This window comes from Streptomyces sp. MB09-02B (genome assembly GCF_033794485.1).
Taxonomy (GTDB): domain Bacteria; phylum Actinomycetota; class Actinomycetes; order Streptomycetales; family Streptomycetaceae; genus Streptomyces.
Window position 1 is genome coordinate 1 of the sequence record NZ_JARGEE010000299.1, and the last position, 11,325, is coordinate 11,325.

General features: G+C 72.4%; 9 protein-coding genes. 4 read left to right on the plus strand and 5 right to left on the minus strand.

Annotated features, from left to right (window positions below):
* Positions 1 to 228: 228 nt before the first annotated feature.
* Positions 229 to 2,700, minus strand: coding sequence for a DEAD/DEAH box helicase (locus tag P1P70_RS31515; RefSeq protein ID WP_319243835.1), 2,472 nt, complete (start codon positions 2,698 to 2,700; stop codon positions 229 to 231).
* A 496-nt stretch (positions 2,701 to 3,196) separates the two neighbouring features.
* Here P1P70_RS31515 and P1P70_RS31520 point away from each other — a divergent pair, with 496 nt between their 5' ends.
* The gene (locus P1P70_RS31520; protein WP_413471593.1) at positions 3,197 to 3,973 is read left to right on the plus strand and encodes a ferritin-like fold-containing protein; all 777 of its coding nucleotides are present in this window, start codon (positions 3,197 to 3,199) and stop codon (positions 3,971 to 3,973) included.
* 152 nt (positions 3,974 to 4,125) lie between these two features.
* On the opposite strand, the gene P1P70_RS31525 is transcribed toward P1P70_RS31520, so the two are convergent.
* The 4 genes from P1P70_RS31525 to P1P70_RS31540 form a co-directional block, all read right to left on the minus strand.
* Positions 4,126 to 4,398: a hypothetical protein gene (locus tag P1P70_RS31525; RefSeq protein ID WP_319243839.1), complete on the minus strand. Its 273-nt coding sequence runs from the start codon at positions 4,396 to 4,398 to the stop codon at positions 4,126 to 4,128.
* Positions 4,399 to 4,607: 209 nt separating this feature from the next.
* Entirely contained in the window at positions 4,608 to 4,835 is a 228-nt protein-coding gene (locus P1P70_RS31530; protein ID WP_009293559.1) for a DUF3107 domain-containing protein, read from the minus strand.
* A 164-nt stretch (positions 4,836 to 4,999) separates the two neighbouring features.
* On the minus strand, positions 5,000 to 5,641 hold the full coding sequence (locus P1P70_RS31535) for a TetR/AcrR family transcriptional regulator (RefSeq protein WP_152171547.1): 642 nt from the start codon (positions 5,639 to 5,641) through the stop codon (positions 5,000 to 5,002).
* A 200-nt stretch (positions 5,642 to 5,841) separates the two neighbouring features.
* Entirely contained in the window at positions 5,842 to 6,060 is a 219-nt protein-coding gene (locus P1P70_RS31540; RefSeq protein WP_319243845.1) for a hypothetical protein, read from the minus strand.
* 309 nt (positions 6,061 to 6,369) lie between these two features.
* Here P1P70_RS31540 and P1P70_RS31545 point away from each other — a divergent pair, with 309 nt between their 5' ends.
* The 3 genes from P1P70_RS31545 to P1P70_RS31555 all read left to right on the plus strand — a co-directional run.
* Positions 6,370 to 7,593, plus strand: coding sequence for an alpha/beta fold hydrolase (locus tag P1P70_RS31545; RefSeq protein WP_319243847.1), 1,224 nt, complete (start codon positions 6,370 to 6,372; stop codon positions 7,591 to 7,593).
* Positions 7,594 to 7,601: 8 nt separating this feature from the next.
* A complete protein-coding gene (locus P1P70_RS31550) occupies positions 7,602 to 9,422 on the plus strand; it encodes a DUF3152 domain-containing protein (RefSeq protein ID WP_319243849.1) in 1,821 nt (606 codons plus the stop codon).
* A gap of 214 nt (positions 9,423 to 9,636) precedes the next feature.
* On the plus strand, positions 9,637 to 11,325 hold a 1,689-nt coding region (locus P1P70_RS31555; protein ID WP_319243851.1), incomplete at its 3' end, for a DUF3492 domain-containing protein.

An 11,325-nucleotide genomic window follows, 5' to 3' on the forward strand; every position in this document is an offset into this window, starting at 1 on the left:
GTGCGGGTGGGTGGGGGCTTCTCGCGCAGTTCCCCGCGCCCCTGCCTTTTCAGGGGCGCGGGGAACTGCGCGACCAGCCCCCACCGAACGGACGCTGGGGGTCAAAGGGGCGCAGCCCCTTGAGGATGGGACGGGTAGGGGCGGCGGGGGCGAGAAACCCCCTGGAAAGGCCGAAGGCCCGGCCCCCGCCAGGGAACCGGACCTCCACGCCAGACAGGAAGGACGGCGTCAGCCCTCCGAACCCTCCACCACAGCCACAGCCTTGCGCGTACGTCGCCGAGGAGCCGGAGCCTCGGCCCCCGCCTCCTCGGCAGCAGCCGAAGCCACCGCCTTCCGCGTACGCCGCGGCTTCGTGGCCTGCTCCTCCGTCGGCTGCGCGGGAACCGCCCCCTCCGCCGTCGCCGCGGCCTTGCGGGTGCGGCGGCGCGGCTTGGGCGCAGCCTCTGCGGTGTCCACGGCGGCCTCGGCGGCGGTGTCCGTCGCCTCGACGGTGGTCTCGGCGGTCTTGCGGGTGCGGCGGCGGGGCTTGGCCGGTGCCTCCTCGGCGGCGGCCTCCTCGCTGACGGCTTCGGTGGGCGCGGCGGCGGCCTTGCGGGTCCGGCGACGCGGCGTGGCCACAGCCTCGGCGGCCGGCTCGGCGCCGGTCGTCCCCTCGGCCGTGTCGACCGCCGCCTCGGCGGCAGGTGCCACGACGGCAGCCGCGGCCTTACGGGTCCGACGACGCGGGGCGGCCGGAGCCTCGACCACCGACTCCTCGGCGACAGCCTCCACCACGCTCTCGGCAGCCTCCGCGACAGCCTTGCGGGTGCGGCGGCGCGGCTTGGGCGCAGCCTCTGCGGTGTCCACGGCGGCCTCGGCGGCGGTGTCCGTCGCCTCGACGGTGGTCTCGGCGGTCTTGCGGGTGCGGCGGCGGGGCTTGGCCGGTGCCTCCTCGGCGGCGGCCTCCTCGCTGACGGCTTCGGTGGGCGCGGCGGCGGCCTTGCGCGTACGGCGACGCGGCGTGGCCACAGCCTCGGCGGCCGGCTCCACGACGGTCGTGCCCTCCGCCGTGTCCAGCGCGGCTTCCGCGCCGGGCGCGGCCTCGGCCACCGGAGTGGCGGCGGCCTCCACCGACTTACGCGTACGGCGGCGACGCGGCTTGGGAGTCTCCTCCACCGACTCGGCGGGCGTGCCCGCGACGGTGTCGGCCACTGTCTCAGCCGGCTCGACCGGCGCGCTCTCGACGGTCTCGACCACGGCCTCGGCGGCCGGGTTCACCCCGGCCCGCGTGCGGCGGCGACGGCGAGGCGTACGGGGTTCGGACGCGCCGGAGTCCGTGTCCGGCGTCTGCGTGGCCGACGGCTCGGTGACCGCGGCGGCCTCCGGGGACGCCCCCTCGACGCTGGCACCACCACGCGTACGGCGTCGGCGACGCGGCGTACGCGCCGGGCGCTCCCGCTCACGCTCGGCGGACGTCGGGCCGGAGGAAGCACCGCCGCGGCCACCACGACCGCGCGGACCACGCCCGCCCGGCTCGCCGAGGTCCTCCAGCTCCTCCGCGTCCAGCCCGGCCCGGGTGCGCTCGGAACGCGGCAGGACACCCTTCGTGCCGGCGGGGATGCTCAGTTCCTCGAAGAGGTGCGGGGACGTGGAGTACGTCTCCGGCGGGTCGTTGAACCCGAGGTCCAGCGCCTTGTTGATGAGCTGCCAGCGCGGGATGTCGTCCCAGTCGACGAGGGTGATCGCGATGCCCTTGGCCCCCGCGCGGCCCGTACGGCCGATGCGGTGCAGGTACGTCTTCTCGTCCTCGGGGGACTGGTAGTTGATGACGTGGGTGACACCCTCGACGTCGATGCCGCGCGCGGCGACGTCGGTGCAGACGAGGACGTCCACCTTGCCGTTGCGGAAGGCGCGCAGGGCCTGCTCGCGGGCGCCCTGGCCGAGATCGCCGTGGACCGCGCCGGAGGCGAAGCCGCGCTGCTTGAGCTGGTCGGCGAGGTCGGCGGCCGTGCGCTTGGTGCGGCAGAAGACCATGGCCAGTCCCCGGCCGTCGGCCTGCAGTATGCGCGCGACCAGCTCGGGCTTGTCCATGTTGTGCGCGCGGTAGATGTGCTGCGAGGTGTTGCGGACCGTCGCGCCCTCGTCGTCCGGGGCCGTGGCGCGGATGTGCGTCGGCTGGGACATGTACCGGCGGGCGAGGCCGATGACCGCGCCCGGCATGGTCGCCGAGAACAGCATGGTCTGGCGCCGGGCCGGAAGCATGTTGATGATCTTCTCGACGTCGGGCAGGAAGCCCAGGTCGAGCATCTCGTCGGCCTCGTCGAGGACCAGGCACTTGACGTGCTTCAGGTTCAGCTTCTTCTGGCCCGCGAGGTCGAGAAGCCGCCCGGGGGTGCCGATGACGACGTCGACGCCCTTCTTGAGAGCCTCCACCTGGGGCTCGTAGGCGCGGCCGCCGTAGATCGCCATGACGCGGACGTTGCGCACCTTGCCGGCGGTCAGCAGGTCGTTGGTGACCTGGGTGCACAGCTCGCGTGTAGGGACGACGACGAGCGCCTGCGGCGAGTCGACGAGGTCCTCGGGCTTCGCGCGGCCGGCCTCGACGTCGGCGGGGACGACGACGCGCTCGAGGAGCGGAAGACCGAAGCCCAGCGTCTTGCCGGTGCCGGTCTTGGCCTGCCCGATGACGTCGGTGCCGGAGAGGGCGACCGGGAGCGTCATCTCCTGGATGGGGAAGGGGGCGATGATGCCGACGGCCTCAAGGGCCTCGGCCGTCTCGGGAAAGATGCCGAGATCGCGGAAAGTCGTAGTCAGGGTGCTGCCTCTTCTGTGTACGCGGTGTGAGGCGAGCGCGGGGGGCGTGTCAGACCGTGCCGGGGGACGTCGGCCGCCCTCACGGGCGGACCGTGTGGGCACGGGACCACTGCCGACGCTCTAGCGCTCATACCGCTGAGGGGTTCCCTCCGGACGCCGTACGCGGAGTGCCGTACGGAAAAGGAGGGCTGTCGGGTCGGAGCCGATCGGGCCACCGACCGGGCATCCTCATGCGTGCGGCCTGTCGAGACACCGTCGAACTACGTCGCGGTACCAGCAGGCGCATTACCACCATACCTCGGAATCGCGCATATGCGATGGCCGATTTGGTCACGTAGTCGTTGTCACACTGCATGGCGCACGGAATGACCGGGCCCTTCCGCCTTGCGCGGAGCGGGCTATTGTGCGCTGCATGACCACGTCTGACAAGCCTGAGAACGCCACCGGCGGCGAGTCCGCCGACGCCGCCGACACCACGGAGGTCACCGGGATCGCCGCCCAGGACTGGGAGCGGGCCTCCGCCGATCCGCAGTACCGCGCCGCGGTGGTGGATCTGCTGGGCGCGCTGGCGTACGGGGAACTGGCGGCATTCGAACGGCTCGCGGAGGACGCGAAGCTGGCGCCGACCCTCGTCGACAAGGCGGAGCTGGCGAAGATGGCGGCGGCCGAGTTCCACCACTTCGAGAGGCTCGCCGGCCGGCTCGCCGAGATCGGGGAGGAGCCGACGCGTGCCATGGAGCCGTTCGTCGACGCGCTCGACGGCTTCCACAAGCAGACCGCGCCCTCGGACTGGCTGGAGGGGCTCGTCAAGGCCTACGTCGGCGACTCGATCGCCAGCGACTTCTACCGGGAGGTCGCGGCGCACCTCGACTCGGACACGCGCTCACTCGTGCTCGCCGTGCTCGACGACACGGGGCACGCCGGGTTCGCCGTGGAGAAGGTGCGGGCGGCGATCGACGAGGACCCGCGCGTGGGCGGTCGACTGGCGCTGTGGGCACGGAGGTTGATGGGGGAGGCGCTCTCCCAGTCGCAGCGGGTGGTGGCCGACCGGGACGCCCTGTCCACGATGCTCGTGGGCGGCGTGGCCGACGGGTTCGACCTCGCCGAGGTGGGGCGCATGTTCTCGCGGATCACCGAGGCGCACACCAAGCGGATGGCTGCGCTCGGCTTGGCCGCGTGAGTGCCTAGGGGGTGCCTCGGGGGTGCCTAGGGGGTGGTTCGACCCCCTAGGCGCCGTGGGGTGGGCTGTCGTCCGGCGGGTGCGGGTGCTTCGTGGCTGGTCGCGCGGTTCCCCGCGCCCCTGGATGGGGCTTCGCCCCTATCCGTGGATCCTCACGCCGTCGCCGAGCTGCTGCGTCGAAAGCGTTCCGTCGGGCGGAGGAGCAGGGAGAGGGAGGCCGCCGCGACGACCAGGGCGCCGGTGAGGACCAGCAGGTAGGACGCGGAGCCGAGCGCCGTGTGCGTGAGGAAGGCGCCGAAGAGACCGCCGGCGGTGCCCGTCGGCAGGACCAGGGTGCGGGACGGCAGGCGGTGCGGCAGCCGGTAGACGGCGGCGCAGGCGAGGGCGAAACCGAGGAGTGCGGATCCGAGTGCTTCCAAGAACATGATCGGGTTCCCTCCCGAACGGCCTGGCCTGGGCAAATCGGTCGTACCCGGTACTACCCGGGAGGCGTGGAGGGCAATCATCGTCCGACGGCGAGATGTGGCCGCCTTGTGAGGCGCGTCCCGGGGCGGCCCTGATGCGCGGGCATACGGAGGGGGCCCGGTGGTTTCACACCACCGGGCCCCCTCCGTACGCCTCTTGTGCCTGTTGACTACAGCGCGCTGAAGCCCACCTTGCGGACGGTCGGCTCGCCGATGTCGACGTAAGCGAGACGGTCGGCCGGGATCAGCACCTTGCGGCCGTGCTCGTCCGTGAGGCTCAGCAGCGCCGACTTGCCGGCCAGCGCCTCGGCAACCGCACGCTCGACCTCCTCGGCACTCTGACCGCTCTCCAGAACGATCTCGCGGGGCGCGTGCTGCACGCCGATCTTGACCTCCACGGCTATGTCCCTCCGACGGTCAGTGAAATGCGCGGGCTTCCGCGCCGTACGCAGCACACATTAGCCCGGTGAGGGGACGTACACGCTCCGCCTGAGAACGCCAGGAGCGAACAGGGGGCGGGAACAAATCCCCGACCACGGGTGCGGCCCCTCGGCCCATGAGGTCAGTGCTGGTCGATGCCGTGCAGGGGGAAACCCGCGATACCGCGCCAGGCCAGCGAGGCCAGCAGCTGGACCGCCTGCTCGCGCGGGACGCTGCGGTCGCTGTGCAGCCACGACCGTGCCACGACCTGGGAGAGCCCGCCCAGACCCGAGGCAAGGAGCATCGACTCCGCGCGGGAGAGGCCGGTGTCCTCCGCGATGACGTCGCAGATGGCCTCGGCGCACTCGTTGGTGACCTTGTCCACGCGCTCGCGCACGGCGGGCTCGTTCGTCAGGTCGGACTCGAAGACCAGCCGGAAGGCGCCGCCCTCGTCCTCCACGTACGCGAAATAGGCGTCCATCGTCGCCCGGACCCGCTGCTTGTTGTCGGTCGTCGACGCCAGCGCGCCACGGACGGCCTGGATCAGCGACTCGCAGTGCTGGTCCAGCAGGGCCAGGTAGAGGTCGAGCTTGCCGGGGAAATGCTGGTAGAGCACCGGCTTGCTGACCCCGGCGCGCTCGGCGATGTCGTCCATCGCGGCCGAGTGGTAGCCCTGGGCCACGAAGACTTCCTGGGCGGCGCCCAGCAACTGGTTCCGTCGGGCTCGGCGCGGCAGGCGTGTGCCCCGCGGGCGCGCCGCCTCTGTCTGCTCGATGGCTGTCACGCCGCCTCCCAAGATCGTCCACATGCGGTGTGCGCCGCGCCGCCATCGTACTTTTCGGTAACCCGGGTGTGCGCGGTGCGAGCGCAGAATTTCACGGACCGGACAGCGGGGAAAGTGCCGCCAAACACATCAAACGGTGGCAGGACGGGCAGAAGGAAGCCCTTTCACGTCACCGGTCGTCGTCCCTGGTGAGGGTCGGGTTACCGATAGTCGTCCTCGTCCAGGGAGACCACACGGGCCTGTTCTGCCATATCGGCCTCGTTGGCCGCGCTCGGGTCGACGTCGGTCAGCGGGTCGTCCCGGTGCTGGGCGACGTCCGCGTGCTGCTCGGCGGCATCGGCCTCGGGGGCCTCCACATCGTCGAACTCCACAGAGTCCTCCTCGGCGAAGGTGTCGGGATCGGTCGGATCAACGGCCATCGTGGGTTCCCCTTCCTGGTACTGCCCTGGTGCCGCCGGAACGTCCCCGACGGTGGCGGGGGCCACGTAACGGGTGCCCTCTTCGCGGGCCCGGATGCCCTGCCCACGAGCCCGTCTGTGAGCACGTTTCCGAGCCTAGGAGACAGGTCATCGCGGCGCTATGCGGTCAGCCGCGGCGCGGTTCGGGGGTGACTGGTCCGGCGGCGAATGCTCCGCGCCCGGTACCCCGTGAGAAGTGGCCGATTTGTGGTGTGGCCTGTGACGGCGAACACATGAGTCACTGCGTGATCGTCTCGTAACATTGCCCGCATGTCTTCGCCCGAGCTGCCGTCCCTGCTGACCGCCACCGCGTCGCCGAAGGCGAGTGCCGTGCGCGTGGCACCCGGCGAGCGGTTGAGGTCGGTCCGATTGCCGGGGATCACGCTGTCGGTGCGGTCGAGACCGCCGGCGCGCGAAGGGCTGCCGCCCGCCCTGTACGTGCACGGCCTGGGCGGCTCCTCGCAGAACTGGTCCGCGCTGATGCCGCTGCTCGACTGGCTCGTCGACAGTGAGGCGCTCGATCTGCCCGGTTTCGGCGACTCGCCGCCACCGGACGACGGCGACTACTCCGTCACGGGACACGCCCGTGCGGTCATCCGTTACCTCGACTCCGCCGGGCGCGGCCCCGTGCACCTCCTCGGCAACTCCCTCGGCGGCGCGATCACGACCCGCGTCGCCGCCCTGCGCCCGGACCTGGTCCGCACCCTGACCCTCGTATCGCCGGCGCTGCCGGAGCTCCGCGTGCAGCGGACCGCCGTGCCGACCGCGATGCTAGCCCTGCCGGGCATTTCGGCGCTCTTCACCCGCTTCACCAAGGGCTGGACGGCCGAGCAGCGGGTACGGGGCGTCACCGCGCTCTGTTACGGCGACCCGGGGCGTGTCACGGAGGAGGGCTTCCGCAACGCCGTGGAGGAGATGGAGCGGCGCCTCCAACTGCCCTACATGTGGGACGCGTTGACGCGTTCGGCCCGGGGGCTGGTGGACGCCTACACTCTGGGCGGGCAGCACTCGCTCTGGCGTCAGGCCGAGCGTGTCCTCGCCCCGACCCTTCTCGTCTACGGCCGACGCGACCAGCTCGTCGGCTACCGCATGGCCCAGCGCGCCGCCCGCTCCTTCCGTGACTCCCGCCTCGTCTCCCTGCCGGACGCGGGGCACGTGGCGATGATGGAGTACCCGGAGGCGGTCGCCGCCGCGTTCCGTGAACTGCTCGCGGATGCGGGGCGGTCGCAGGGCGGGGCCGATGTGGAGCATGTGGGTTCGACGGCGACGGGTCCGGGGCTGCGGGAATCGGCGCCGGTGGGTTCGGGGCCGACGGGCTCGGGACCGGTGGGTTCGGAGCCGGTGGGCTCAGGGCCGGGGTCGGGGTCGGGGTCGGGATCGGTGAGAGTTTCGGGTGAGGGTGGTTCGGTGAGTGGCGGTGGATCGGTCGGCGTCGCCGACGGTGACCCGGTCGCCGAAGGGCCGCCCAAGGGTTCGCCCGGCGTGGGGAGCTGAGGCGCGGCGTGGGACGGCACAGCCGTAAGGGGCGGGCGCCGAAAGGCGACACAAGCGCTATGCCGAAAGGCGACGCAAGCGCCATAAGGACAGCCCGGACGGCGACGTCCGCCGGGCCCGGTGACCGTGCGGCGGAGCCGCCGCGAGCGCCGGGCGCCGAGGAGGCCCGAGGCGCGGGGACCCTGGGCCCGGGCGGACCGGGTTCGCGGGGCGCCGGGAGCGCCTCGGCCCCGGCGGCGCAGACGAACGGCCAGCCCGGGGGTACTGCGCGGCCTCGCGGATACGCCGGGGCGCCGGGATACAGCAGCATGCCGGGGCAAGGAGCCCCGGGGCGGGGGGGGCCCGGGGCCGGCGGTTGTGAGCCTGGGCCAGCCGGGGTGCGGTTCGCTGAGGGCACGCCAGCGCGGGGGTTCCCGCGTCAGTCCGAGGGCACGCCCGCGCACGGCGTACCGCGATTCGCGGACGGCACTCCGGCGCACGGTTTCCCTCGCCTCCCCGACGGCACGCCCGTGCACGGGATGCCGCGGCCCGGCGGCACGCCAGCGCACGGCTTCCCGCGTCTTCCGGACGGCGTCCAAGACCGCGGTCGTCCGCCGAGTCGTGGTGAACACCCCGAGCAGCGTGAAGCGGGCGGGGGTTGGGGCCACCTGGGTGGTGGTGGGCGCAGGGCGGGTGCCGGACACGGCGTGGCGGACGGGGCTCCCGAGGGGGCTCCGTACGGTGGGCCGGGCGAGGCGTCACCCCATGGCGCCCCGTACGGCGTGCCTCCGGAGAGTTCGGGCCGTCGTACCCCCATTCCCCGGCAGCGGCAGGAGACCATGCCCCCCGGTGGCCCCCGCCAGGCTTATCTGGACGCCTTCGACGAGGTCGACGACGTCTTCGCACCCGGGACCCATCGTGGCGCGCCGGGTGACGACGACGGCCGGGTCGAGACGGCTGTGGAGGAGAAACCGCTGCGGGGGCGGTCGCCGGACCAGCAGCCCCCTGGCGACGAGACCGGGGCCGTCGAGACGGCGAAGGGCGGCAAGGGGCGGGCGTTCGTCGGGATCGCGGCCGCCGCGGTCACCACCGTGCTCGTGGTCGTCGTCGGCGGGCAGATGGCCACAGGGGATGACGAAACCGCCCCTCGGCCGCAGGCCGCCGATGCCGGCGAGCGCGCTGTGCGCGACGCCTCGCGCAGTGACGACCGGCCCACACCGTCCGTTTCGCCCAGCCCGAGCGCGACCCCGCTGTCGTACGACCAGAAGATGGACAAGAAGTACCCGCTCGCCGCGGATCTCGCGGGCGGCGGGCAGTTCGACGCGGTCCGGGGCTTCGACAAGGCGCCGGGGGCCGGGCAGAAGTACCGCTACCGGGTCGACGTCGAGAAGGGGCTCGGGCTGGACGCGGAGCTGTTCGCCGAGGCCGTGCAGAAGACCCTGAACGACGACCGGAGCTGGTCCCACGGCGGTGGTCGTACGTTCGAGCGGATCTCCTCGGGGACGCCCGACTTCGTGATCACGCTCGCGAGCCCGGGTACTACCGCGATCTGGTGCGCCAAGTCGGGGCTCGACACCACCGTGGACAACGTGTCCTGCAACTCGTCCGCCACGGAGCGCGTGATGATCAACGCGTACCGCTGGGCCCAGGGTGCGGAGACGTACGGCGACCAGATGTACGCGTACCGGCAGATGCTGATCAATCACGAGATCGGCCACCGCCTCCGCTACGAGCACGAGACCTGCGACAAGAACGGCGAACTCGCGCCGGTCATGCAGCAGCAGAGCAAGTTCCTGACCTTCGGCGGGATCACGTGCAAGGCCAACCCCTGGCCCTACCCGGGGAGCTGACGGGACGTCCGCGTCATTGATCGACGCGGCGTGACCTAGTGATCCCTTAGCGCGACGAAACGCGCCCCGCTAGTGAAAGTTACGACCGTTCACCCCTTTTGGTGGCGCGACGGACAACCGTCCGTCGCGCCACCGCCTTGTCCGCATACGTTCGTCCCGCTGCGGGCCGCCGGGCGAACGGCGGCTCCTCAAACGGGAGATCGGGGGTGCACGCGTGCGCATCGGACTGCTTACGGAGGGTGGCTATCCGTATGTGAGCGGTGACGCCAGACTCTGGTGCGACCGACTCGTACGCGGGCTGGATCGACACGAGTTCGACGTCTATGCGCTCAGCCGGAGCGAGCGGCAGGAGGACGAGGGCTGGATCCCGCTGCCGCCACAGGTCCGCCGGGTCCGCACGGCACCGCTGTGGACGGCCGACGACGACGGGATCGTCCTCGGCCGCCGCGCGCGAAAGCGCTTCGCGGAGGCGTACGGCGAGCTGGTGGCGGCTGTCTGTTCAGGGGAAGCGGGCGGGGCCGGCGGTGCGGCCGGAAAAGGCCTCGCAGGTTCGGCTGCGGGTGGGTTCGGCGGTTCGGCCGATGCGGAGGCGGACCGTTTCGGCAACGCGCTGTACGGGCTCGCCGAGCTGGCCCGGGACGAGGGCGGACTGGTCGGCGCGCTGCGCTCCGAGGCCGCCGTCCGCACACTGGAGCGCGCCTGTCGCGCGCCGGGCGCACTGCGCGGGGCGCGCGAGGCTCGCGTACCGGATCTGCTGACCGTCGCCTCCCATCTCGAACGCGCACTGCGCCCCCTTTCACTGGACTGGTACGAGGGCGACGGCCTCGGCTCCGTCGACCTGTGCCACGCGGCCGCGGGCGGTTCGGCCGCGCTGCCCGGACTGTTGGCCCATCACTTCCACGGGGTGCCGCTCCTGGTCACCGAGTACGGCGTACCGCTGCGCGCGCACTACCTCGGAGCATCGGGAGAGGCGCCGGTCCGCGCGCTCCTCGCGGCCTTCCACCGGAAGCTGACCGCGGAGGTGTACCGGCAGGCCGCCTGTCTCACCCCCGGCAACACCCATGCCCGCCGCTGGCAGGAGCGCTGCGGCGCCGACCGGGCCAGAATCCGTACGGTCTACCCGGGCATGGACGCCGCCCGCTTCGCGGAGGTGGGGGAGTCGCGGGAGTGCGCGGATCCGCACACGCTGGTGTGGGTGGGCCGCATCGAGCCCGCCAAGGACCTGATCTCGCTGCTGCACGCCTTCGCCGAGGTCCGCCGGGCGGAACCGAGGGCGCGGCTCAGGATCGTCGGAGCGGCCGCGGGGGCAGAGGCCACCGCCTATCTGGGCCACTGCAAGGTCCTCGCCGCGCAGCTCTTCCCTGACGATGCGGACGGGGTCCACGCGGTAGGCGACAACCCCGTCTCCTTCGAGGAGCTCGGCGACCCGGCCGTTCCCGATCTGGCCGAGGCCTACGCCGCCGGTGCGGTGGTCGTGCTGTCGAGCGTCGTCGAGGGCTTCCCGATCAGTCTGGTCGAGGCCATGTTCTGCGGCCGACCCACGGTCTCCACCGACGTGGGAGCGGTCGTGGAGGTCATCGGCGGCACCGGGCTCGTCGTCCCTCCGCGTAATCCGCGGGCGCTCGCGGAGGCGTGCGTGGCGCTCCTGCGTGAACCCGAGCGCCGTGCGCGCCTCGGCGCGGCCGCCCGCGCCCGGGCTCTCGAACTCTTCACGGTGGAGCAGAACGTCGCGGCATTTCGTGGCATCTACCTGGAGATCGTCTCCCACGCCCCGGTGCGCAGGATCGTCCTCGACGACACCGGTGAGCCACTGCCCTTCGGAGCCCCTGCCGAGGCCCACGTCCCCGGCCGCTGGACCGAGTCGCGGCCGGGGACGTGGGCCTCGGCAGGGGCTCCGAAGGGC